At 62.5% G+C, this 23,316-nt stretch carries 18 protein-coding genes; 10 read left to right on the forward strand and 8 right to left on the reverse strand.

The window, feature by feature from the left end; translation table 11 throughout:
- The first annotated feature begins 45 nt into the window (after positions 1-45).
- A complete protein-coding gene (locus ABNP46_RS16270; protein ID WP_349919229.1) occupies positions 46-1,458 on the forward strand; it encodes a PTS transporter subunit EIIC in 1,413 nt (470 codons plus the stop codon).
- 18 nt (positions 1,459-1,476) lie between these two features.
- Here ABNP46_RS16270 and ABNP46_RS16275 read toward each other — a convergent pair whose 3' ends face one another.
- Complete coding sequence (locus tag ABNP46_RS16275) at positions 1,477-2,349, reverse strand: LysR family transcriptional regulator (protein ID WP_349919230.1); 873 nt, start codon at positions 2,347-2,349, stop codon at positions 1,477-1,479.
- A 100-nt stretch (positions 2,350-2,449) separates the two neighbouring features.
- Here ABNP46_RS16275 and ABNP46_RS16280 point away from each other — a divergent pair, with 100 nt between their 5' ends.
- The 3 genes from ABNP46_RS16280 to ABNP46_RS16290 all read left to right on the forward strand — a co-directional run bounded on the left by ABNP46_RS16280 (position 2,450) and on the right by ABNP46_RS16290 (position 5,638).
- Positions 2,450-3,466 carry a zinc-binding alcohol dehydrogenase family protein gene (locus ABNP46_RS16280; protein ID WP_349919231.1) on the forward strand — a complete coding sequence of 339 codons (1,017 nt, stop codon included), beginning with the start codon at positions 2,450-2,452 and terminating at the stop codon, positions 3,464-3,466.
- A gap of 503 nt (positions 3,467-3,969) precedes the next feature.
- Complete coding sequence (prmA, locus tag ABNP46_RS16285; protein WP_349919233.1) at positions 3,970-4,848, forward strand: 50S ribosomal protein L11 methyltransferase; 879 nt, start codon at positions 3,970-3,972, stop codon at positions 4,846-4,848.
- 226 nt (positions 4,849-5,074) lie between these two features.
- A complete protein-coding gene (locus ABNP46_RS16290) occupies positions 5,075-5,638 on the forward strand; it encodes a sugar O-acetyltransferase (RefSeq protein WP_349919234.1) in 564 nt (187 codons plus the stop codon).
- A gap of 380 nt (positions 5,639-6,018) precedes the next feature.
- On the opposite strand, the gene ABNP46_RS16295 is transcribed toward ABNP46_RS16290, so the two are convergent.
- Both ABNP46_RS16295 and ABNP46_RS16300 read right to left on the reverse strand, forming a co-directional pair.
- Positions 6,019-6,567: an NAD(P)H nitroreductase gene (locus tag ABNP46_RS16295; protein WP_349919235.1), complete on the reverse strand. Its 549-nt coding sequence runs from the start codon at positions 6,565-6,567 to the stop codon at positions 6,019-6,021.
- A 185-nt stretch (positions 6,568-6,752) separates the two neighbouring features.
- Positions 6,753-8,792 carry an NADPH-dependent 2,4-dienoyl-CoA reductase gene (locus tag ABNP46_RS16300; protein ID WP_349919236.1) on the reverse strand — a complete coding sequence of 680 codons (2,040 nt, stop codon included), beginning with the start codon at positions 8,790-8,792 and terminating at the stop codon, positions 6,753-6,755.
- Positions 8,793-9,002: 210 nt separating this feature from the next.
- Here ABNP46_RS16300 and sppA point away from each other — a divergent pair, with 210 nt between their 5' ends.
- Positions 9,003-10,859: a signal peptide peptidase SppA gene (gene sppA / locus ABNP46_RS16305; protein ID WP_349919238.1), complete on the forward strand. Its 1,857-nt coding sequence runs from the start codon at positions 9,003-9,005 to the stop codon at positions 10,857-10,859.
- An 84-nt stretch (positions 10,860-10,943) separates the two neighbouring features.
- Here sppA and ABNP46_RS16310 read toward each other — a convergent pair whose 3' ends face one another.
- Together ABNP46_RS16310 and ABNP46_RS16315 are read right to left on the reverse strand one after the other, a co-directional pair.
- Positions 10,944-11,501, reverse strand: coding sequence for an NUDIX domain-containing protein (locus ABNP46_RS16310; protein ID WP_349922526.1), 558 nt, complete (start codon positions 11,499-11,501; stop codon positions 10,944-10,946).
- Complete coding sequence (locus ABNP46_RS16315) at positions 11,501-12,301, reverse strand: DUF2989 domain-containing protein (protein ID WP_349919240.1); 801 nt, start codon at positions 12,299-12,301, stop codon at positions 11,501-11,503. The genes ABNP46_RS16310 and ABNP46_RS16315 overlap by 1 nt, the downstream gene beginning before the upstream one ends.
- Before the next feature lie 210 nt (positions 12,302-12,511).
- Here ABNP46_RS16315 and ABNP46_RS16320 point away from each other — a divergent pair, with 210 nt between their 5' ends.
- Both ABNP46_RS16320 and ABNP46_RS16325 read left to right on the forward strand, forming a co-directional pair.
- A complete protein-coding gene (locus ABNP46_RS16320; protein ID WP_349919241.1) occupies positions 12,512-13,945 on the forward strand; it encodes a glyceraldehyde-3-phosphate dehydrogenase in 1,434 nt (477 codons plus the stop codon).
- 59 nt (positions 13,946-14,004) lie between these two features.
- Positions 14,005-14,283, forward strand: coding sequence for a YeaC family protein (locus ABNP46_RS16325; protein WP_349919243.1), 279 nt, complete (start codon positions 14,005-14,007; stop codon positions 14,281-14,283).
- Positions 14,284-14,548: 265 nt separating this feature from the next.
- Here the strand turns inward: ABNP46_RS16325 and ansA are convergent, their stop codons facing one another.
- On the reverse strand, positions 14,549-15,556 hold the full coding sequence (gene ansA / locus ABNP46_RS16330) for an asparaginase (protein ID WP_349919244.1): 1,008 nt from the start codon (positions 15,554-15,556) through the stop codon (positions 14,549-14,551).
- A 427-nt stretch (positions 15,557-15,983) separates the two neighbouring features.
- Between ansA and gltS the strand changes: the two genes are divergently transcribed.
- The gene (gltS, locus tag ABNP46_RS16335; RefSeq protein ID WP_349919245.1) at positions 15,984-17,183 is read left to right on the forward strand and encodes a sodium/glutamate symporter; all 1,200 of its coding nucleotides are present in this window, start codon (positions 15,984-15,986) and stop codon (positions 17,181-17,183) included.
- A 242-nt stretch (positions 17,184-17,425) separates the two neighbouring features.
- Here the strand turns inward: gltS and ABNP46_RS16340 are convergent, their stop codons facing one another.
- Entirely contained in the window at positions 17,426-19,297 is a 1,872-nt protein-coding gene (locus tag ABNP46_RS16340; RefSeq protein ID WP_349919246.1) for a methyl-accepting chemotaxis protein, read from the reverse strand.
- A 256-nt stretch (positions 19,298-19,553) separates the two neighbouring features.
- Here ABNP46_RS16340 and prfB point away from each other — a divergent pair.
- A protein-coding gene (prfB, locus tag ABNP46_RS16345) for a peptide chain release factor 2 (RefSeq protein WP_349919248.1) occupies positions 19,554-20,652 on the forward strand; the annotation gives its coding sequence in 2 pieces (ribosomal slippage) (positions 19,554-19,628 and positions 19,630-20,652; 1,098 coding nt in all).
- A 20-nt stretch (positions 20,653-20,672) separates the two neighbouring features.
- On the forward strand, positions 20,673-22,208 hold the full coding sequence (gene lysS, locus ABNP46_RS16350; protein ID WP_434476157.1) for a lysine--tRNA ligase: 1,536 nt from the start codon (positions 20,673-20,675) through the stop codon (positions 22,206-22,208).
- A gap of 137 nt (positions 22,209-22,345) precedes the next feature.
- Here the strand turns inward: lysS and ABNP46_RS16355 are convergent, their stop codons facing one another.
- On the reverse strand, positions 22,346-23,146 hold the full coding sequence (locus ABNP46_RS16355) for a PhzF family phenazine biosynthesis protein (protein WP_434476158.1): 801 nt from the start codon (positions 23,144-23,146) through the stop codon (positions 22,346-22,348).
- Positions 23,147-23,316: the final 170 nt, after the last annotated feature.

Raw genomic sequence — 23,316 nt, forward strand, 5'->3', positions numbered from 1 at the left:
CAAGGCGGGTAAACTGTGCGCCACGTCACAAAACAGCCAGTTCACATGCCTGCACCGACAGCCAGACAAACCCTGACCCAGGCCCTGCAACGGCTCGGCTATGCCCTGCTGTTGCCGGTCTCCATCCTGCCCCTGGCCGCCTTGCTGCATCGGCTCGGCCAGCCGGATGTGCTGGATCTCGCCGTGCTCTCCCTCGCCGGTCAGGCCCTGTTCGGCCAGATGCCCCTCATCTATGCAGTGGCCATCGCCTTTGGCCTGAGCAGGCAGGGGCAGGGGATCCAGGCGCTGGCGGGGGCGATCAACTTCCTGCTGCTGAGTTCGGCATTCAACACCCTCTCTCCCGGCCTGCATGCGGACATGATCTGCGGCATCCTCGCCGGGCTCACCACGGCACTCATCTTCTCCTGGTCCCGCACCCTGCGCCTGCCTGGCTGGCTGCGCCCGCTGCAGGAAGATCTCCCCGGCCTGCTGATCTCGGCCCTCGCCTGCCTGCTGCTGGTGATCCCGCTGTTTCTGTTCTGGCCCATGCTGGAAGCGGGCATAAGCCAGGTTGACACCCACCTGCTCACTACCCCTTTTGGCGCCTTCTGCTACGGCGTGCTGAACCGGCTGCTGATCCCCCTCGGTCTGCACCAGGTGCTGGGCAGTCTGGTGGGACTGGGTGAGAGCAACCTGCAGGCACTGGCCAGCGCCCAGCCCCTGCACGAGGGCTACTTCGCCGGTCTCTACCCTGTCATCATGTTCGGCCTGCCGGGGGCCTGTTTCGCCATCTGGGTCCATCGCAAACGCCTGCAACGCCTGCCACAGGGGGGCATGCTGCTCACCCTGGCCCTCACCTCGGCGCTGGTGGGGATCACCGAGCCCATCGAGTTTCTGTTTGCCTTCACCGCCCCCTGGCTGTTCCTGGCCCACACCCTGCTGACCGGGATCTCCTTCGCGGTCTGCAGCGGCCTTGGCATCAAGGTGGGCAGTTACTTCTCCGCCGGGCTGCTGGATCTGGTGTTGAGCTACGCCGCCGGGGAGCACAGCTTCTGGCTCATTCCCCTCGGCATCCTCTTCTTCGTCGCCTATGCCCTGCTCTTCTCCCTGCTGCTGGAGCGCTCCCCACTCAGCCTGCCAAGCCGTACCCTGGCCGAGGATCTGCCCCAGCTCGCCAATGTGACCCCCACCGATCCCCAGATGCTGGCCATCCAGTTTCTCAAGGTGCTGGGAGGCATGGACAACCTGCAGGCCATGAGTGTCTGTCTGACCCGCCTGAGCCTGAGAGTCGGCGACATGACCCTGGTGGATCAGAGTCGCCTCACCGCCCTTGGCAGCCTGTCGTGGATAGTGCTCAACGACCATCAGCTGGTGCTGGTGCTGGGTCCCAACGCGGGGCTCATCGAGGGGCAGATCCGCATGCTGGCAGAGCGCCAGTCCGTCCCCCTCGGCCTCGAGCCGGGCAAGGCCCAGCCCTAGTCCTGCTGGCGCCAGCTTTCAGGCGAAGGGCAGGCGATCGGCCACAAAGTCCATCAGGGTGCGCAGGGCCGGTGCCAGGTGTTCCCGGCTCGGGTAGATGAGATAGAAGGGGTTGGGGGGAATGGCCAAGTCCGGCAGAACCTTCTGCAGTCGCCCGGCCGCCAGATCCCCCCGGCAGACATGGTCAGGCAAGAGAGCGATGCCCCCGCCATGGAGGGCCAGCTCCCGCAGTGCCAGCAGGCTGTTGCTGATGCAGGCCCCCCGCACGCGCCATCCCCCTTCCTGCAGTGGCCATATCGGTAGCGCCGTGTGCACCAGACAGGCATGTAACCCCAGTTCAGAGAGCTGCTGCGGCGCCCCCCGTTCACCCAGATAGGCCGGCGCCGCCACCAGATGGCGTGCCACCTGACCGATGCGCCGGCAGATGAGGCTGGAATCCTTGAGAGGCGCCGCCCGCAGTGCCAGATCGTACCCCTCCCCCACCAGATCCAGTTGCTCGTCACTCAGGGTCAGCTCCAGCACCACATCCGGATAGAGGGCACGAAACTCCGCCAGGATCTTGCCGAGCAGCAGGGTGCCGGTCGCTTCCGGGGCTGTGATGCGCACCCGGCCAGCGGGGGCACTGCGCAGCCTCGCCATCGCCAGATTGGCGCTGCGGGCCAGCACCAGCAACCCCTTGCAATGCTCCACATAGAGCTCCCCTTGCGGCGTCAGGCTGAGTCTGCGGGTGGTGCGCTGCAGCAGCCGGACCCCGAGTTGGGACTCAAGGCGCGAGATCTTCTGGCTCACCGATGACTTGGGCATGTCGAGCAACTCCGCCGCCCGGGTGAAACTCCCCTGCTCGACCACGGTCGCAAACAAGCCCATCAATTCCAGTTCGACATTGTTCATATATACAAACAGTCTTTCCAAATTACTCGTCTTAATCTGGATAATCCACCGAGCTAGACTGCTTGGCAATCCCACTCATGCCGAATTGAAAGGAATAGCCATGAAAGCCATCGCCCTGACCCACTACCTGCCAAGCGATCACCCCCACTGCTTCATCGAGGCCGAACTCCCCACCCCGACGCCGGGCCCGCGGGATCTGCTGGTCAAGGTGAACGCCACCTCCATCAACCCGGTCGACACCAAGGTCCGCGCCCCCAAGGCCAAGGTGGAGTCCAGCCCCCGCGTGCTCGGCTGGGATGCGGTCGGGGAAGTGGTGGCCGTCGGCAGCGAAGTGACCCTGTTCAAGGCCGGCGACAGAGTCTGGTACGCCGGTGACATCAGCCTCCCGGGCAGCAACAGCGCCCTGCAACTGGTGGATGAGCGCATCGTCGCCCTGGCCCCGGCCTCGTTGACCGATCTGGAGGCCGCCGCCCTCCCCCTCACCGCCATCACCGCCTGGGAAGCCCTGTTCGAGCGTATTGGCCTGCATCGTGAAAGCGAAGGGCGCCTGCTCATCATCGGCGGCGCCGGCGGGGTAGGCTCCATCGCCATCCAGCTCGCCCGCCAGCTCACCAATATGGAGGTGATCGCCACCGCCTCCCGGCCAGAGACCCGGGCGTGGTGCCTCGCGCTGGGTGCCCATCAGGTGGTCAGCCACCACAACCTGCAAGGGGATCTTGCGGCGCTCGGCATCAGCCAGCTCGACGCCATCTTCTGCACCAACGCCACCGAACAACACTGGAATGCCATGGCAAGCCTCATTCGCCCCTTTGGCCACATCTGCACCATCGCCGAATCAAGCGAACCCTGGGACCTCGGTCTGCTCAAGTCCAAGAGCGTCACCTTCAGCCAGGAGTTCATGTTCACCCGCTCCCTGTTCCATACCCCGGACATGATCGAGCAACACAAGCTGCTGGGCCGGGTTGCGGCGCTGGTAGATGAAGGAGTGATCAAGACCACCCTCAGCAAGACCCTGCCCGCGCTGACGCCGACCAACCTGGCAAACGCCCACGCCGAGGTGGAGGCGGGCCGCATGGTGGGCAAGCTGGTGATCGATATGAGCCAGTTCGGCAACTAATCCCTTATAGGTAAAAAACTGCACCATGATGGGGTGACTTCACCAGTGACAAGCCCCATCAGTGCACAGCGCTCCCCGCACAGCCAACGATCATCACGCAGCTTCACCCCAAAAAAACATAAAAAAGGGGCCATCCCGTCGGGATGGCCCTAAATACCTGAACGTTGGGGGTAACAATCACACACACGTCCTTCTGCAGGACAGAGTAACCTTTGCAGCTAGCATGCCAAGTCGCCATTTCCCTGCAAAATTCACTGTTTTCCCCGCCATTTTCGTCCATTCAAAAAAAAGCCACCCGAAGGTGGCTGAAAAAGATGACGGAACTTTCATAGAGCAAAGCATTCAGCGGGAACAAGTTGCTTCCCGTCACCCAAGGAGGAATACATTAACCGTGCCAACTTGGCAGAGTGGTGTTCCTCCGGCCTGCACCATGGGCAAACCACGACAGCACAGACCCATGATGATAGAATCCCGCGGTTTCACATTTATGAAGAGTCGACCCCATGCCCTGGATACAAATTCGAATCAACGCCACCGCCAAGACGGCGGACAAGGTGAGCAACATGCTGCTGGGGCGTGGAGCCCAGGCGGTGACCTTTATGGATGCCAAGGATGTGCCCGTCTACGAACCCATGCCAGGCGAGACTCCGCTCTGGGGCGAGACCGAGGTGATGGGGCTGTTCGACGCCGAAACCGATCCTGCCCCCACCATCGCCTTCTTCCAGCAGATCTTCGGTGAAGATGTCGGCTACAAGGTCGAGCAGCTGGAAGACAAGGACTGGGTGCGGGAATGGATGGATCACTTCCACCCCATGCAGTTCGGCAAACGGCTCTGGATCTGCCCGAGCTGGCGCGACGTGCCCCATCCCGAGGCGGTCAACGTCATGCTGGATCCCGGCCTGGCGTTCGGTACCGGCACCCACCCCACCACGGCCCTCTGCCTGCAGTGGCTGGACGGACTGGATCTGGCCGGTAAAACCGTGGTCGACTTCGGTTGCGGCTCCGGCATCCTCGGCATCGCCGCCCTGAAACTGGGCGCCGCCCGGGTCATCGGCATCGACATCGATCCCCAGGCCATCCAGGCCAGCCATGACAACGCCGAGCGCAATGGCGTTGCCGGCCAGATTGAGCTCTACCTGCCGGCGGATCAGCCGCAAGGGGTGGAAGCGGACGTGGTGGTGGCCAACATCCTGGCCGGCCCCCTGCGCGAGCTCGCGCCGCTCATCGCAGGCCACGGCAAGCCCGGCAGCCTGATGGCCCTGTCCGGCGTGCTCGAGAGCCAGGCGCCTGAGCTGGAGACCATCTACGGCCAGTGGTTCGACATGGACCCGACCGCCGTGAAAGAGGAGTGGTGCCGCCTCTCCGGTCGCAAGCACGGCTAAGTCATACATGGCCGCGCACACAAGGGCACCTTCGGGTGCCCTTGTGGTTTCTACGTGCCTTGCGGCCCAGCCATTTCCAGCTGAAATGCCGGCCCTGAGCCCGGGCTCACGCTTCCTGGATGACGAAGGCAGTAAGATGGCACGCTTTGCACAAGCCATGCCCCCAAACGGGCGCATGGCTTGTGCCCAGCATCAACCGCCGCGACACGACAACAAGAGATGACCCATGAGTGACTACCAGAAGATGATCGCCAGCCAGCCCTATGACTGCATGGCGGCGGAGCTCGATGCCCTGCGCCGGGAGACGGCCCGGCTCTATCGCCGCTTCAACCGGGCCGATGAGGAGGACGAACAGCAGATCCTGCTGAAAGCACTGGTGGGCGAGCTGGCGGAGGGGGCCTTCATCTGCCCGCCGTTCTACTGCACCTATGGCCGCCATATCACCCTGGGCAAAGGCTCCTTCATCAACATGGGAGCCACGATACTGGACAATGCCCCGGTGCGTATCGGGGCCGGGGTCATGATTGGGCCGAACGTGCAGATCTATACCGCCGCCCATGCCCTGGAGGCCGATGAGCGCCTCAAGGGAGTGGAGACGGCGCTGCCGGTCACGGTCGAGGACAGGGTCTGGATAGGGGGCGGCGCCATCCTCCTGCCCGGCGTCACCATTGGGCGGGAAGCCATCGTCGGGGCGGGTTCGGTCGTGACCAAAGACGTGCCGGCCGGTGCCCGGGTGGTGGGCAATCCGGCCAGAATATTACCCGGGAAGAAAACACAACCCACCCCTTGAGTACGGGTTCAGCAGCGAGGCGATGACGGAGAGTCAGGGATGTAAAGCAGGGCCACCGCGACGCCGCAGCCCCAAATAAAAAATGAAGCCCAATGTCATCAAGACGTTGGGCTGTAAAAAGGTGCTACGGAATTGCGACTCTCATCGCAGAATATTAGAAGGGGTTACCTTCTAAACTGGCAGGAGGGATAATAACGAGGCGCAAACGTTTTACGTAGCGTAATCGACCAGGATTGAGAACAACCTCTCACTATTTGAAAAATTTCCGGCCAACCCCTTTCGCCCTCTTGGCAAACCCGCATTTATCAGTACAGCCTGACAAAACTGTCACCAAATAAAAAAGCCCTGATGTATCAGGGCTTTTTATCAAAAACAGGTCGTTAGAAGTGGCGTACGAAGTCGTCAATGGGCAGCTCGCGCAGCTTGCGAGCCTCCAGCATGGGAGTGCCCAGGTAGAGGAAGCCCACCAGCTGATCCCCCTCCGCCAGCCCGAGCCCTGCGTTGATCTGTTCGTCGAAGATGAACCAGCCCGAGCGCCAGATGCCGTTGAAGCCCTGGGCCTGCGCCGCCATCTGCATCGCCATCAGGGCGCAACCGGCAGAGAGCTCCTGCTCCAGCCTGGGCACCTTGGGATGAGCCTGATAACGGGTCGCCACCGCCACCAGCAGGGGCGCACGCAGCGGCGCGGCGCGGCTCTTCTCGATGCTCTCCTCATCCTCACCACGGGCACGGGCCGCCTGTGCCAGCAAACTGCCCAACCGCTCCCGCCCTTCCCCTTCGAACAGAATGAACTGCCAGGGGGTCAGGGTACCGTGATCCGGAGCCCGCAATCCCGCCTTGAGAATGTTGTCGAGCACCTCGCCGCTCGGGGCGGGTTCGGTCAAACGACCGCAGGAGTGACGGTTCAGTAACAGGTTGAGGGCATCCATGGGCAACTCCATTGTTCTGCGAAAAGTTCTGCGAAAGGGTCACAAAAACACAAGGTCATGATGGCGCTACCCTAGCACAGCGGGCTGGCAGCGCAAAGAGAGCCGACATGCCGTCTTTGGCCCGGATCCAATAGCATAAACCCCTGACAAGCAGGGGTTTATCACTATATCCATTGCATTTTGGATTAAATGACAGCAGCAAGCTCTGCCCCCTGACGGATGGCACGCTTGGCGTCCAGCTCGGCGGCCACATCGGCCCCGCCGATGATGTGCACCGGCTTGCCCGCCGCCTGCAGGCCCGCCTGCAGCTCCCGCAAAGGCTCCTGCCCGGCGCAGATGATCACCTGATCCACCGGCAGGCACTGCGGCTGCCCGCCCACCTCGATGTGAAGCCCCTCGTCGTCGATACGCTGGTACTGCACCCCACTCAGCATCTGCACCTTGCGGTTCTTGAGCACGGTTCTGTGGATCCAGCCGGTGGTCTTGCCGAGGCCATCCCCCACCTTGCTCTCCTTGCGCTGGAGCAGCCAGATCTGGCGCTCGGGGGCGTCTATCTCGGGTTTCATCAGGCCGCCGCGCTCGCCGAGCCCCTTGTCGATGCCCCACTCCTTGAGCCAGTGGTCGCGGTGACGATCCGCATCCGCGGTCGACTGTTGATCCGCCCGTTTTTCCACCAGGAATTCCGCCACGTCAAAACCGATGCCACCGGCACCGATCACCGCCACCTTCTGGCCCACCGGCTTGCCGTCGCGCAGCACGTCGAGATAGCTCAGCACCTTGGGATGTTCGATCCCCGGGATATTGGGCGTACGCGGACGAATGCCGGTGGCGAGGATCACCTCGTCAAACCCGCCGCCAAGCAGGCTCTCGGCGCTCTGGCGCTGACCGAGATAGAGCTCGACGCCGCACTTCTCCAGCCGCCTGGCGAAGTAGCGCAGGGTCTCGTGGAACTCCTCCTTGCCCGGGATCTGCTTGGCGAAGTTGAACTGGCCGCCGATGGTCTGCGCCTGATCGAACAGGCTCACCTGATGACCGCGCTCGGCAGCGTAGCAGGCAAACGCGAGCCCGGCAGGGCCTGCCCCCACCACGGCGAGCTTCTTGGGCTGAGGCACCCGGCCGAAGGTGAGTTCGGTCTCGAAACAGGCCCTGGGGTTCACCAGGCAGGAGGCGCGCTTTTGCTTGAACACATGGTCGAGGCAAGCCTGGTTGCAGGCGATGCAAGTGTTGATCTCGTCTGCTCTGTCCTCCGCCGCCTTGATGACGAACTCGGGATCCGCCAGGAAGGGGCGCGCCATGGAGACCATGTCGGCCTCCCCTGCTGCCAGGATGCGCTCCGCCACCTCCGGGGTGTTGATGCGGTTGGTGGTGATGAGGGGTACCTTGAGATGCTTTTTCAGCTCGGCGGTGACCCAGCTGAAGGCACCCCGCGGCACACTGGTGGCGATGGTGGGGATGCGCGCCTCGTGCCAGCCGATGCCGGTGTTGATGAGGGTCACCCCCGCCTGCTCCAGCGCCTGGCCCAAGGCGATCACCTCCTCCAGGGAGGACCCCTTCTCCACCAGATCCAGCATGGAGAGACGGAAGATGATGATGAAATCGGTGCCCACTCGCTCGCGAATGGCCCGCACGATGGCCAGCGGGAAGCGCATGCGCTTCTCGGCACTGCCGCCCCACTCATCGGTGCGCTGGTTGGTGCGCTCACAGATGAACTGGTTGATGAGATACCCCTCCGAACCCATCACTTCCACCCCGTCGTAACCGGCGGCCCTGGCCAGGGCGGCGGTGGCGGCGAAGTCGCGGATGGTGCCCCGGATCTGGCGCTCGCTCATGGGGCGAGGCTTGAACGGAGAGATGGGGGCCTTGAGGGCGCTCGGCGCCAGGCTGAAAGGGTGGTAGGCGTAGCGGCCCGCATGGAGGATCTGCAGCGCTATCTTGCCCCCCTCCTGATGGACGGCAGCGGTCACCTTCTTGTGCTTGGCCACCTGCCAGGGGAAGCTGAGCTGGGAGCCGTGAGGCACCAGCCTGCCCCGCAGGTTGGGGGCGATGCCACCGGTGACGATGAGGCCGACGCCCCCCCGTGCCCGTTCGGCATAGAAGGCGGCCAACTTGTCAAAGCCCCCCTTCTCCTCCTCGAGGCCGGTGTGCATGGAGCCCATCAGCACTCTGTTGCGAAGCTGGGTAAACCCGAGGTCAAGGGGGGTCAGCAGGGTCGGATAGCGGCTCACAAAGCCTCCAGTTAATTTTTTGTTATCAAATTGAGGCTAGAGTAAAGAATCGAATATCCTTTTTCAAACAAATGTTTGGACATTTTTTCGGCGAACAGGCGTGTTGCGAAGGGCCAGGGCAGGAGTGCCCCCCAAGCGGAAATGGCAATTGGCGGGACAAGTGGTTAATAATGGCCTCTCTCTTCCGATCAACAGGGCGATAACGGGACTATGTCTATTTTCAAGGGTCTGGGATGGCTGTTTCGCAGCCTCTGGCGTCTGCTCAATTTCACCCGGCTGATGCTGGTCAACCTCGTCTTCATCATCGTCGTGCTGGCCATCGTCTTCGCCTTTAGCCAGAAAGAGGCGCCCACTCCCCCCATCGAAGGGGCGCTCACCATCAATCTCTCCGGCGTGCTGGTGGAACAGCGCACCCAGACCGACCCCACGGTACAGTTGCTGCGCCAAGTGGACAGCAGCGACGATCAGCCGAGCGAGATAGTGCTGTCGGATCTGCTGTGGGCCATCAGGAGCGCCAAGGATGACGATCGCATCAAGGCGCTGGTGATCAAGCCCCAGGGGCTGCAGGGGGCCAACTTCTCCAAGCTGCAGGAGGTGACCGACGCCATCGACGAATTCAAGGAGAGCGGCAAGCCGGTCATCGCCATGGCGGATTACTACAATCAGGGCCCCTACCTGCTGGCCGCCCACGCCGATCACGTGCTGCTCAACCAGAGCGGCGCCGTGCTGATCGAGGGGCTCGGGGTCTATCAGACCTACTTCAAGTCAGCCCTGGAAAAACTTAACGTCACGCCGCACGTGTTCAAGGTCGGCACCTACAAGTCCTTCGTCGAGCCCTACACCCGGGACGAGATGTCCCCCGAGAGCAAGATGGCGAACCAGCGCTGGCTGGATCAGCTATGGCTCTCCTACGTGAATGACGTGGCTGCCGAGCGGGAGATCGAACCCGATGCCGTCGCCCCGGGCAAGGATCAGTTCCTCAGCCTGCTGCGCGCATCCGGCGGCAATGCCGCCAACTATGCCCTCGAGAACGGCCTGGTGGATCAGCTCGCCACCCGTGACGAGATGACCCAGGCGGTCATCAAGGAGGTGGGGGAAGCCGAGGATCACGGCTGGAAGGGCGTGGGCCTGAAAGAGTATCTGGCCGCCATTCCCGAGCAATATCCCCAGAGCGGCAAGGATGAGGTGGGCCTCATCACCGCCAGCGGCGCCATCATGGACGGCGTTCAGCCCGCCGGCACCATAGGGGGCGACAGCCTCTCCGATCTGCTGGCCGATGCCCGCCGCGACGACAAGGTGAAGGCCGTGGTCTTGCGGGTCGACAGCCCGGGGGGCAGCGCCTTCGCCGCCGAGCAGATCCGCGCCGAGCTGCTGGCCCTGAAACAGGCCGGCAAGCCGGTGGTCATCTCCATGGGCAGCTACGCCGCCTCCGGTGGTTACTGGATCTCCGCCGATGCGGACAAGATCTTCGCCTCCCCCACCACCCTCACCGGCTCCATCGGGGTGTTCGGCATGTTTGCCACCATCGACAAGGCGCTCTCCCAGTACGGAGTCCATACCGATGGCGTCGGCACCACCGATTTCGTCGGTGTCGGCCTGACCCGGGCCCTGCCGGAGCACGTCGGTCAGGCCATCCAGCTCGGGGTGGAAGATACCTACCAGCGCTTCGTCGGCTTGGTCAGCAAGGGCCGTGGCCTGAGCCCGGAAGAGGCCGAGAAGGCGGCCGAAGGTCGGGTCTGGACCGGTCAGGATGCCAAGGATCTGGGGCTGGTGGACGAGTTTGGCAACCTGGATGACGCCCTCAAGGCGGCCGCCAGTCTCGCCAATCTCAAGAGCTGGCAGGTGACCCCCATCGAGCAGGAAGAGTCCGCTCGGGACAAGTTCCTACGAGAGCTGTTCGACAGCAGCGCCCAGGTGTTGACCCCCTATGCACAGAGCAAGATGCAGAGCTGGCTGCCCGCCGGTGTTGGCAAGGTGCTGGTCGAGGTGAACAAGAGCCTCGACCCCCTGGTTCGCTTCAACGACCCCCAGGGCACCTATGCCTTCTGTCCGGTCTGCACGCTCTAGGGTCATTAAACCCGCCCGGCGTAAATGCAGCCGCAAAACAAAAAACCGCCCGAGGGCGGTTTTTTCATGGCAAGGACATCACCTTCAATCCAGCAGGCCGGCGTCGAACCACTGTTGCAGCTGAGCCAGCACCCGGGTTTCGCGCACCGTCCACTGGGGACAGGGACCCGCCAGCTGGGTCTTGTTGGTCTGCAGCGCCTCATCCAGGGCGAACCAGCCGGGGGTGAAACCGAGGCGCACCTCGTAGGGCTGGGGGCGGGGCTCGCTCCAGGCATCCCCCAGCTGGCAGAGGTAGTAAAAGGAGTGAATGCAGTAGGCGTCATACTCCGCCTCGCGGGCCGGACGGTACTCCCGGGTCTGTCCAAGCAGGGCCCCCACAGTCCCGAGCTCGGCGCCGCACTCCTCCCTCAGCTCCCGGGCCAGCGCCTTCTGATGGCACTCCCCCGCCTCTATGCCCCCACCCGGGAACATGAGATCGCCATTGACCCGGGAGTGCACCATCAATAACTCGTCGCCCCGCAGCACCACGGCCCGCACCGTGGTGCGCTCCAGTACCCGGCCGTCACTTCGGGCCTGGCCATGCAGCAGACGGATGTCGAAGGGCTCGCCCCAGTGAGGCGGCGGGGGGATCAGGGGATCCATCATGGCCGATACTCCCCGAGCCTGAGTTGCTGGACGATGGCGGCTGCCGCCTTGTCCCAGGACTCCTGCTCCCCCTTGCTGATGTTGTGGTAGAGGGCGAGGCGGCTGGCGGAGACCTCGTTTTCCTGCTGGAACGCCTCGCTCACCTTGCCCCACTGATAAGCCAGACCGAACTCCTTCTGGCCCATGTAGAGGGTACTGAGAGAGGTGAGGATGCGGCTGTTGATCTCGTCCCCCTCACCGTAGAGAGAGAGGGCGTGGTGCATCAGGGCGATGGCTTTGTGCGGTTCACGCCTGGCATAGACCCCTCCGAGGGCCAGTTGCAGCTCGGGCTCCTCCAGCTCAGGCGTCCCTTCCAGCGCGAGGAAGCTGGCACGGGCGGCCGGATTGGTATTGTTAGTCCAGTGCCAGAGCAGCAGGTAGGGATCCCGGGAAGCCAGGGTCTGCCTGTCCAGCTGTTCCAACTGGCTGCCGGCGGCCAGCATGCCCTCCACCCGTGGGCTCTTCTGCTCTTTGGCCCGCTTGTATTCAAGGTTGGTGGAGTGCTCGGCGCACTGCAGATACCCTTCGAGGCTTCGCATCAGGGCGTACTTGCGCCTGTCGGTCTGCTCCCCCTGCAGGTAGTAACGTGCCCGGATCACGTCGCTGCGCTCATAGCGGCACCAACCATCGTCCACCAGATCCGCACACAGCTGGGGATGATTGGCGCAGATGTTGTGGATCTTGTCGTCGTCACAGGCCGCCAGCGTCAGGACACAGGAGAGGGCAAGCAGGGAGGGGCGCAGTGGAGAAATGGTCATGGTTCCCATCAAGTCGGTAACAATCAGCACTCGCGTCGGACACCGCCAACTAGCAAACGAGCTACATATCCATTACAATGCGCGCGCCTTATAAGGCCGCGACTGCAGAATAATATAACGAAACCATCAGCCCTACACTGATCTGCATTCGACGGATTTCATTTTGCCCCGGCAATTTGCTTCAACAACGTGAAATAAAGGATCTGGTTAATGACCCACGAGCACTACTTGCAGGCGTGGCAGGAGAGCCAGGAGCTCGCCGAAGCCATGCAACCCTTGATCGGTCGCCTCTACCGCCAACAGGGGATAGAGATCACCATCTTTGGACGCCCCCTGCAAAACGCCTCCACCATCGACATCCTCAAGGCCCATCGGGTCGTTCGCCGCCATCAGGGCGCCCCGCTCCCCATCCAGCAAAGCTTCCCCCTGTTGTGCGCCATCGTCGCACTCAATCCCGTCGCGGCCGAAGTGGATCTCGGCAAGCTGGCGGTGGGTTACTGGCAGGATCATGAGGATGAGTCCGGCATCGAGGATTACCTGCGTGCCAAGCTGGCACCGGCTCTGAGCCAGGGCGCCGTGCCCGCTCCCACCGATGTGGTGCTCTACGGCTTTGGCCGCATCGGCCGCCTGCTGGCCCGATTGCTCATCGAGCGCACCGGCGCCGCCAACTCCCTGCGTCTGCGCGCCATCGTCGTGCGCGGCGGGCGGGAGGGGGATCTGGAAAAGCGCGCCAGCCTGCTACGCCGCGATTCCGTCCACGGCCCCTTCAACGGATCCATCGAGGTGGATCTGGAGCGCAGCGCCATCATCGCCAACGGCACCTTCATCCAGGTGATCTACGCAAACAGCCCGGCGGACATCGACTACACCGCTCATGGCATCCAGAACGCCCTCATCGTCGACAACACCGGCGTCTGGCGTGACGAAGCGGGTCTGAGTGAACACCTCAAGGCCCGTGGTGCCGCCCGGGTACTGCTGACCGCTCCCGGTAAGGGGGAGATGAAGAACGTGGTGTTCGGGGTCAACCACGAGGTCATCGGCCCGGATGACAAGATAGTCTCCGCCGCCTCCTGCACCACCAACGCCATCACCCCGGTGCTCAAGGTAATGCAGGACAAGTACGGCATTCGCCACGGCCACGTGGAGACGGTGCACTCCTACACCAACGATCAGAACCTGATCGACAACTATCACAAGGGGGAGCGGCGCGGTCGCAGCGCGGCCCTCAACATGGTGATGACCAGCACCGGTGCCGCCAAGGCGGTGGCCAAGGCGCTGCCCGAGCTCAAGGGCAAACTGACCGGCAACGCCATTCGGGTACCGACCCCCAATGTGTCCCTGGCCATCATCAACCTGTCGCTGGAGCAGACCACCGACCGGGAGAGCCTCAACGCCTATCTGCAGCAGATGGCCCTGAGCTCGGCCCTGCATCGCCAGATAGACTTCAGCGCCAGCACCGAGCTGGTCTCCTCCGATATGGTCGGCTCCCGCTTCGCGGGTATAGTGGACTCCCAGGCCACCATCGCCGAGGAAGATCACTGCGTGCTGTACGTATGGTATGACAACGAGTTCGGGTACAGTTGTCAGGTAGTGCGGGTGATGGAGCAGATGGCCGGCGTAGTCCGTCAGGACTTACCGGTATAGTCCGTCAGGATCTGCCTGCCAGCCCCCCTCATGGCTCAACGTTTTCAAGGAGAAGCCGGATGTCGTTTCAACAGGTGATAGGGCAGATGCCCAGGGAAGTGTACGAGCGGCTCAAGACCGCGGTCGAACTCGGCAAATGGCCCGATGGCCAGCCCCTCACCGAGGAGCAGAAGGCCACCTCGCTGCAGGCGGTGATGGCCTGGCAGGCGATGCACCTTGCAAACCCCGAGCACATGAACATAGGGGCGGACGGTGAGATCGTGATGAAGAGCAAGAGCGAGCTCAAACGCCAGTATCGCGATGAGGAAGAGATAGTCCGTATCAATCCTCATCACTGATGCGTTGAGCGCAGGTGCGCGCTCAGGCTCGCACGCCATCGCAAAGAGGGGAGCCATCGCGGCTCCCCTCTTTTTTCCTCTCTATCCGCAAGGTGAGGTTATTCCCCTCATCCCCACCCCTTCTCCCGCAAGGGGAGAAGGGAGCAGAGCGGCTGCCTGCGCTGAGTGCATTGACACCCTGCCAGCGATCGTCATGACGAGCCTGACTGCCAACAGCCACTCGCTCTATCCCCTCTCCCCCAGAGAGAGGGCCAGGGTGAACTCCTCAGGGGGTCAGCTCACCACGCAGGGACTGCTGCATCAGCTCGCGGATGCGCGGGGCCGGCAAGTCCTGGCTCAGCAGGAAGTGCAGCTTGGTGAGGGCCGCCTCGGCGGTCATGTCAAAGCCCGAGATGACCCCGGCGCGAGAGAGTGCATTGCCGGTGGCATAGCCCCCCATGTTGACCTTGCCGTGCAGGCACTGGCTCAGGTTGACGATGATGACGCCGCGGGCCGACGCCTCGGAGAGCAGCGCCAGCATGGCCGGGTTCTGCGGCGCATTGCCCACCCCGAAGGAGAGCAGGATCAGTGCCCGCACCGGCTGCTGCAATATGTTCGCGATCACCTCGGCCGAGATACCGGGGTAGAGGGTCACCACGCCGATGGGCTGGGGAGTGATGTCATGCAGCACCAAGGCCCGCTCGGACGGCACACCCAGCTCCCCCGCCTCCAGGGAGATGGCGATACCGGCGTTGAGCAACGGCGGGTAGTTCGGCGAGTCGAAGGCGTGGAAGCCGTCCGCGTGTACCTTCTTGCTGCGGTTGCCGCGATAGAGCTGGTTGTTGAAGAACAGCGTCACCTCGTGGATCGGGTAGTTGGCCGCGATATAGAGGGCATTGAGCAGGTTCTGCTGGCCATCCGAGCGCAGCTCGGCCAGCGGGATCTGGGAGCCCGTGATGATCACCGGCTTGTGCAAGTCTTCCAGCATGAAGGAGAGCGCCGAGGCGGTGAACGACATGGTGTCGGTACCGTGCAGGATCACGAAGCCATCATACTTGTCGTAGTTGTCGCGGATATCCTCGGCGATGCGCTGCCAGTCCGCCGGCGTCATGTCGGAGGAGTCGATGAGGGGATCGTATTCGTGAATGTGGTAGGACGGCATCTCGGGTCGATGAAACTCGGGCATCCGTGCCAGACAGTCTTCCATAAAGCCCGCCATCGGCACATAGCCGTGATCGGAACGCTGCATCCCTATGGTGCCGCCTGTGTAGGCGATGTAGATAGACTTCTTCACACCCTCTCCTCTCGTTGACCGAAAACCGGCAAATCCTGAATCACAGTCTCCCGCACTCCGCCATGTCCTGCGGATGGGAAGCCGGCGAATTATAAAGACTGGGCGCCCAAATGACAGCCGCGACATCACGATTCCTGGTCGAAATGAGACATTCGGCGATAGTTTTAAATGTCGAAAAAACATACATAAACCACCATTAATCTGATGAACATGGATATAAGTGGTGCTTTTTGCTACTATCCGCCGGATTTTTCCTAAATCTCACCTGGATACCTGAACTAAACAGGTGACCACAGACCCCATTTTTACGTGGGATGGGAGCCCTGGCCCCCTCTTGAACTGGCCCCTGAGCCACACTGTCTTTATCCCGGCTGAATCTGTGCGTCTTTCTCGCCAAAGACACGGCCAATCAACATGGGAGAACCGAATGATACAATTTGATTCCTACACCACTCTGGTCGCCGCCACCCTGGTGTTGCTGCTCGGTCGCCTGCTGGTGAACCGGGTAAGCTTCCTGCGAACCTTCAACATTCCCAAACCGGTCGCAGGCGGTCTGGTGGTCGCGCTGGTCCTGCTGCTGCTGCGCGCCAGCATGGGGATGGAGCTGCAATTTGACACCACCCTGCAGACGCCGCTGATGCTGACCTTCTTCGCCTCCATCGGCCTCTCCGCCGATCTGGGCAGCCTCAAACGCGGCGGCAAGGCGGTGATCACCTTCCTGTTGGTGGTCACCGGCCTGCTGCTGGTGCAGAACACCCTGGGGGTCGGCCTCGCCACCCTCCTCGGTCTGGATCCCCACATGGGGCTGCTGGCCGGCTCCATCACCCTCTCCGGCGGCCACGGTACCGGCGCGGCCTGGGGTTCCATCTTCACCGAGAAATACGGCGTACAGTCCGCCGCCGAGCTCGCCATCGCCTGTGCCACCTTCGGCCTGGTGCTGGGTGGCCTCATCGGCGGCCCGGTCGCCCGCTACCTGGTGAAGAAGGTGCAGGTGCCCGGTGAAGAGCACAACCGCGACGACGCCCCCCAGGGCTTCGAGATGCCGGACATGGAGCGCCCCCTCACCCCCTTCAGCGTGATCGAGACCCTGGCCCTCATCGCCATCAGCCTCAAGGGGGGGGAGATGTTTTCCCTCTATCTCAAGGGCAGCGCCCTCGAGCTGCCGGTGTTCGTCTGCGTGCTGTTCGTCGGCGTGCTGCTGCGCAACCTGCTGACCCTGTTCAACTGGCACGAGGTGAGCGATCGGGAGGTCTCCCTGCTCGGCAACGTCAGCCTCTCCCTGTTCCTCGCCATGGCGCTGATGAGCCTCAAGCTGTGGGATCTGGCGAGCCTGGCCCTGCCCATCTTCCTGCTGCTGGCCGCCCAGACGGTGGCGATGGCGCTCTACGCCATCTTCGTCACCTTCCGGGTCATGGGCAGCAACTATGACGCGGCCGTGCTGGCGGCGGGACACTGCGGCTTCGGCCTCGGTGCCACCCCGACCGCCATCGCCAACATGCAGGCCATCACCCAACGTTTTGGCCCCTCCCACCTGGCCTTCCTGGTCGTGCCCATGGTCGGTGCCTTCTTCATCGACATCATCAACGCCATGGTGATCAAGCTGTTCCTGGCCCTTCCCTTCCTGTAAGACGAAGACGCCAGACGACAAGACAAAGAGCCCACCTGATGGTGGGCTCTTTGCTTTCTGGCTGTCGCCAAAGGCGGGACCCGGTGGATGTACAATCTGCTTACCCCGCGCGGTAAAACGCCTTATGCCCTCTCCCCTGATGAAACACACGGTGGGCTCCCGCGACCGGCCAATAAAAAGCCCCACACAAGAGTGCAGGGCTTTGGTGTTGTGTGGTTGTCGATATGACCGTCGCTTGGTCCTTAGAGGATAAAGGTCGCCACCTGCTGGTTCAGGTTGGTGGCACGACCCTTGAGGCCCTGGGCCTGATCCAGGTCGCGCATGGCGGCGGCGGTGATCTCGTCGCTCACGTCCTTGATGGCGGTGGTGTTCTGGGTAATCTCCCCGGTCACCTGGGTCTGCTCCTCGGCGGCGGTGGCGATCTGGCCCGCCATGTCGGAAATCAGCGATACCGCCTGGGTGATCTCTTCGAGTGCGGCAGCGGCGGCATCGGCGTCCTTCACGCTGTTGTCCGCCAGCCCCTGGCTGGTCTGCATCAGACTCACCGCCCGGGCCGTGGTCTGTTGCAGGGTTTCGATGGTGGCCTGGATCTCCTGGGTGGAGTCCTGGGTGCGGCGCGACAGCACCCGCACCTCGTCCGCCACCACGGCGAAGCCGCGACCCTGTTCACCGGCCCGGGCCGCTTCGATGGCTGCGTTCAGCGCCAGCAGGTTGGTTTGCTCGGCGATGCCCTGGATGGTGGAGAGGATACCGGAAATGGCCTGGGCATGGCGGCTCAGCTCGCCGATGACGCCGGTGGCCTGACCCACCTCTTCCGCCAGGTTGTTGATGGAGGCACGGGTCTGGTTCACCAGCATCTTGCCCTGCTCACTGCTCTGGGCGGATTGCTGGGCGGCGGCGGCGGTGTTCTCGGCGTTGCCTGCGATCTCCATGGTGGCGCTCGCCATCTCGGTGACGGCGGTAGCGACCATGGTCACCTCCTGCTGCTGACGCTGCAGCTCTTCCACCGCGGCCTGGTTGGTCACCAGGCTGCGCTCGGCATCGGCGTTCAGCTCGTTGGCCAGCTGGCGGATGTTGCCGATCAGCTGATGCTGGCTGCCGACGAAGCGGTTGAAGCTGCCCGCCAGCTGCCCCACCTCGTCGTTGGCGTCGATCTTGATGCGCTGGGTCAGATCGCCGTTACCGTCGGCAATGCGGGCCAGGGCCTGGGAGACCTTGCCGAGCGGCCCGAGCAGCAGGCTGACCAGCCAGGAGATAGCGAGGATGCTGCCCACCAGCACCAGCAGGGCCAGGCCGAGCTGGGTCAGCAGCAGGGAGGAGAGCGGCGCCTCCAGAGTGGCCTTGTCCAGCACCAGCACCAGCTCCCAGTCGGTGTTCGGAATGTCCACCGCCCACAGCAGCTTGTCACGGCCCTCGGTATCGAAGTAGGCAGGCTCCAGCTGGTTGCTGCTCTTGCTCTGCTCGATCAGGGCATTGGTCAGGTCGTTGTCTATCTCGCTCGCCGGCTTCATCGCCTTGGCGGCGTCTTTATAGGCGATGACGGTGCCGTCCTTGTGCATCAGGATGGCGAAGCCGTCTGCCGGCAGGGCCATCTTGGTGACATCCTCCACCAGGGATGCGATGGAGAGGTCACCGCCGACCACGCCACCTTGAGCCGGCTGGGCCAGGGTCACCACCATGACGTTGTAGGCCACGTCCAGGTAAGGCTTGGTCACCACCATGCCACCCTTGGCCATGGCTTCCTGATACCAGCCACGGGAGCGGGGATCATAGCCATCGCGATTGATGGAAGGGTCGGAGTCGTGCATCTTGCCACTGCCTTCACCGAAATAGGTGAGCTGGAAGCGACCGGACACTTGCGCCTGCTGCAGGGCGTTGAGGGGCTCAGAACCGGCCTTGTTGCCGAGCGCCTGAATGACGTCACGACGGGCGGAGAGCCAGTCGCTGATCCGCTCGGCCTGCTGGCTGCCGAGGCGTTGCACCTGCTCCTGGCTGCCTTCCAGCAGCAGTGATTTCTGGCTGGTATAGCTCTGCCAGGAGAGCAACAGGATCACCAGTGACAGGGCGATGACCACAGACAACAGTATCTTCTGTTTGAGTGAGAGGTTCTTCATCGTGCTTCTTCTTGTTGGTCGGGAACAGGATTGCTCGGCGTGGGCATGGCCCCTTGCATGCCGATCAATAGCGGCCAGTGGGCTCAAAACTGAAGCGACAAATGCCGTCGCCGGCGATATTTTCCCCTGAAACCTTGCCGATAGCATCAGAAATCGCGACGGGATGGCGCGCCGGGGCAGCCAACCCTGTCTATTCCTTCCACAATTGGCTAGAATGTCCCGTTTTTAAATCACATCGACCTCGAGAGTTTTCACGATGTTTGAAGTCAATCCTGTATTAAACAAGCTTAAGGAGCTGTCTGAGAGGACCGAGCTGCTTAGGGGGTACCTTTGACTATGACGCCAAGAAAGAGCGTCTAGAAGAGGTCAACGCCGAGCTGGAACAGCCGGACGTCTGGAACGAGCCGGAGCGCGCACAGGCGCTCGGCAAAGAGCGCGTGGCGCTGGAAAACGTGGTCGGCACCATCGATACCCTGACCCAGGGCGTCGATGACGTTGAGATGCTGGTGAGCCTGGCGGTCGAGGGGGAGGACGAAGAGACCTTCAACGAAGCCATCGTCGAGGCCGACGAGCTGGAAGCCAAGCTGGTCGAGCTGGAATTCCGTCGCATGTTCTCCGGTCAGCACGACGGTTCCGACTGCTACATCGACATCCAGTCCGGTTCCGGCGGCACCGAGGCCCAGGACTGGGCCAACATGGTGCTGCGCATGTACCTGCGCTGGGGCGATGCCCACGGCTACAAGCCCGAGCTCATCGAATGTTCCGAAGGGGACGTGGCCGGCATCAAGTCCGCCACCGTCAAATTCACCGGCGAATACGCATTCGGCTGGCTGCGCACCGAGACCGGTGTCCATCGCCTGGTTCGCAAGTCGCCCTTCGACTCCGGTGGCCGCCGCCACACCTCGTTCTGCTCCGTGTTCGTCTATCCCGAGATCGATGATGACATCGAGATCGACATCAACCCGGCGGATCTTCGCATCGACGTCTACCGCGCCTCCGGTGCCGGTGGTCAGCACGTCAACCGGACCGAGTCCGCGGTGCGTATCACCCACGTCCCGACCGGCGTCGTGGTGCAGTGCCAGAACGACCGTTCCCAGCACAAGAACAAAGATCAGTGTATGAAGCAGCTGAAGGCCAAGCTCTATGAGCTGGAAATTCAGAAGCAGAATGCCGAGAAGCAAGCGCTCGAAGAGACCAAGTCCGATATCGGCTGGGGTAGCCAGATCCGCTCCTATGTACTGGATGATTCCCGTATCAAGGATCTGCGTACCGGCGTCGAGACCCGCAACACCCAATCGGTGCTTGACGGCGACTTGGACAAGTTTATTGAAGCCAGCCTGAAATCAGGCCTGTAAATAAAGCAGCAGGAATCACCATGTCTGAACAAACCACCACTCCGGAAATCGACCAGACTCTCGACCTCAACAACGAGATGCTTGAGCGTCGTTCCAAGCTGGCCGCCCTGCGCGCCCAGGGCAATCCCTTCCCCAACGACTTCCGTCGTGACAGCCTGTCCGGCGATCTGCATGCCGAGTTTGGCGACAAGAGCGCCGACGAGCTGGCGGCCCTGGGTAAACGGGTGAAGATTGCCGGTCGCATCATGACCCGCCGGATCATGGGCAAGGCATCCTTCGCGACCCTGCAGGACATGGCTGGCAAGATCCAGGTCTACGTCACCCGTGACGACCTGCCGGAAGGCTTCTACAACGAGCAGTTCAAGAAGTGGGATCTGGGTGACATCGTCGGCGTGGAAGGGACCCTGTTCCGCACCAACACCGGTGAGCTCTCCGTTCATGTTTCCGACATCCGTCTGCTGACCAAGGCACTGCGTCCGCTGCCCGAGAAGCACAAGGGTCTGACCGATCAGGAAGCCCGCTGCCGTCAGCGCTACCTGGATCTGATCGCCAACGAAGAGTCCCGCAAGACCTTCATGATCCGCACCCAGGTGGTCGCCGGCATCCGCAAGTTCTTCAACGAGAAGCGCTTCATGGAAGTGGAAACCCCCATGATGCAGGTCATCCCGGGTGGTGCCTCCGCGCGTCCGTTCGTCACTCACCACAATGCGCTGGACATCGACATGTACCTGCGTATCGCCCCCGAGCTCTATCTGAAGCGCCTGGTAGTCGGTGGTTTCGAGCGCGTGTACGAGATCAACCGCAACTTCCGCAACGAAGGCATCTCGGTGCGTCACAACCCCGAGTTCACCATGATCGAGTTCTATATGGCCTATGCCGATTACATCGATCTGATGGATCTCACCGAGGAGCTGCTGCGCACCCTGGCCCAGGACATTCTGGGTGACACCAAGATCCGTTACGCCAAAGAGGGCGAAGAGGGCCTGACCATCGATTTCGGTCAGCCGTTCCAGCGCCTCACCATGGTCGAGTCCATCCTGAAGTTCAACCCGGATGTGACCCTAGATGATCTGGCCACCCTGGAGAGCGCCAAGGCCGTCGCCAAGCGTCTGCACATCGAGCTGATGAAGGGCTGGGAGCTGGGTCACGTGATCACCGCCATCTTCGAAGAGACCGTGGAGCACATGCTGCTGCAACCGACCTTCATCACCGAGTACCCGGCTGCCGTCTCCCCGCTGGCCCGCCGCAACGACGTGAACCCGGACGTGACCGACCGCTTCGAATTCTTCATCGGCGGCCGCGAGCTGGCCAACGGCTTCTCCGAGCTGAACGATGCGGAAGATCAGGCCAAGCGCTTCCAGGATCAGGTGGATCAGAAAGCCGCTGGTGACGACGAAGCCATGTTCTACGACGCTGACTTCGTCACCGCGCTGGAACACGGCCTGCCGCCCACTGCCGGTCAGGGCATCGGTATCGACCGTCTGGTCATGCTGTTCACCAACAGCCACACCATTCGCGACGTCATCCTGTTCCCGGCCCTGCGCCCGCAGAAGTAAACGCTGCCAAAAGGCACATGCAACAGCAGCCTTGACTGCCTTGCGTCGATATCAAAACGCCCCGCAACTGCGGGGCGTTTTTTTATGGGGTTTTGTATTGGCAAAACATATCGGGAAAGGCTGGCGCAAGCGCGCGCCTATGCGTGCGAAGGCAGCAACCACTCCCCCTGCCACAGAGTCAGTCCCTGACCCGCCATCCGCACCCTGTCCCCCTGCAGGGAGAGGCGAAGCTCGCCGCCCCGCGCCGAGATCTGGCGGGCCTTGAGCTCCGTCTTGCCGAGCCGCTCGGCCCAGTACGGCACCAGGGCACAGTGGTTGGAGCCGGTGACCGGATCCTCATCCACCCCGACCCAGGGGGCGAAGTAGCGGGAGACGAAGTCATCCTCAACGCTGCCGGAAGGCGCCGTCACCATCAGGCCGCGTCCCGGCAGGGCGCGCAGGACGTGGAAGTCCGGTTTGAGCGCCCGCACTTCTTCCTCGCTGCCCAGCTCCAGCAGGAACTTGGCCCCGGCGGCCAGGGTCTGCAGCGGCTGACAGCCGAGGGCGGCGGCATAGGCGGGATCAAGCGCAAGAGGCGAGAGCGGGATGCGCGGGAAGTCAAGCCAGATCCAGCTCCCTTCCCGCGCCGCGGTCAGGACGCCGCTGCGGGTCTCGAAACGCAGCGCCTCGTCAGGCTGCGCCAATCCGGCCTCCCAGAGCACGTGAGCCGCCGCCAGGGTGCCGTGACCGCAGAGATCCACCTCCACTTTGGGGGTAAACCAGCGTAACCGGTAGTGAGCGTTTCCTAACGGGGTGAGGAAGGCGGTCTCCGAGAGATTGAACTCGGCGGCCATGGTTTGCAGCCCAGCATCGGGCCGCGCGTCCCCCAGCACCACCACGGCCGGGTTGCCGCCGAAGGGGCGAGCACTGAAGGCATTGACGTGAAACAATCTGGTCATGAATATCCCCGTGAGGCAGCAAGAAGGCATGGTTGAGGGCCTTTATACCACGGGTCAAGGGGCCCCAGCGCCGGATCCCGACTTTATAAATTCACAAATCGCATAAAGAAGATATTTTTATTCTTTGTTGTTATTCACCACAGCCCTTACCCTGACCAAAAATCAGACCA

This window comes from Aeromonas veronii (assembly GCF_040215105.1).
Lineage (GTDB): Bacteria > Pseudomonadota > Gammaproteobacteria > Enterobacterales > Aeromonadaceae > Aeromonas > Aeromonas veronii_G.

Coding starts and splice junctions, on each gene's coding strand:
- ABNP46_RS16270 (WP_349919229.1), top strand. CDS start 46: ATGCCTGCACCGACAGCCAGACAAACCCTGACCCAGGCCCTGCAACGG.
- ABNP46_RS16275 (WP_349919230.1), bottom strand. CDS start 2,349: ATGAACAATGTCGAACTGGAATTGATGGGCTTGTTTGCGACCGTGGTC.
- ABNP46_RS16280 (WP_349919231.1), top strand. CDS start 2,450: ATGAAAGCCATCGCCCTGACCCACTACCTGCCAAGCGATCACCCCCAC.
- prmA (WP_349919233.1), top strand. CDS start 3,970: ATGCCCTGGATACAAATTCGAATCAACGCCACCGCCAAGACGGCGGAC.
- ABNP46_RS16290 (WP_349919234.1), top strand. CDS start 5,075: ATGAGTGACTACCAGAAGATGATCGCCAGCCAGCCCTATGACTGCATG.
- ABNP46_RS16295 (WP_349919235.1), bottom strand. CDS start 6,567: ATGGATGCCCTCAACCTGTTACTGAACCGTCACTCCTGCGGTCGTTTG.
- sppA (WP_349919238.1), top strand. CDS start 9,003: ATGTCTATTTTCAAGGGTCTGGGATGGCTGTTTCGCAGCCTCTGGCGT.
- ABNP46_RS16310 (WP_349922526.1), bottom strand. CDS start 11,501: ATGGATCCCCTGATCCCCCCGCCGCCTCACTGGGGCGAGCCCTTCGAC.
- ABNP46_RS16315 (WP_349919240.1), bottom strand. CDS start 12,301: ATGACCATTTCTCCACTGCGCCCCTCCCTGCTTGCCCTCTCCTGTGTC.
- ABNP46_RS16320 (WP_349919241.1), top strand. CDS start 12,512: ATGACCCACGAGCACTACTTGCAGGCGTGGCAGGAGAGCCAGGAGCTC.
- ABNP46_RS16325 (WP_349919243.1), top strand. CDS start 14,005: ATGTCGTTTCAACAGGTGATAGGGCAGATGCCCAGGGAAGTGTACGAG.
- gltS (WP_349919245.1), top strand. CDS start 15,984: ATGATACAATTTGATTCCTACACCACTCTGGTCGCCGCCACCCTGGTG.
- ABNP46_RS16340 (WP_349919246.1), bottom strand. CDS start 19,297: ATGAAGAACCTCTCACTCAAACAGAAGATACTGTTGTCTGTGGTCATC.
- lysS (WP_434476157.1), top strand. CDS start 20,673: ATGTCTGAACAAACCACCACTCCGGAAATCGACCAGACTCTCGACCTC.
- ABNP46_RS16355 (WP_434476158.1), bottom strand. CDS start 23,146: ATGACCAGATTGTTTCACGTCAATGCCTTCAGTGCTCGCCCCTTCGGC.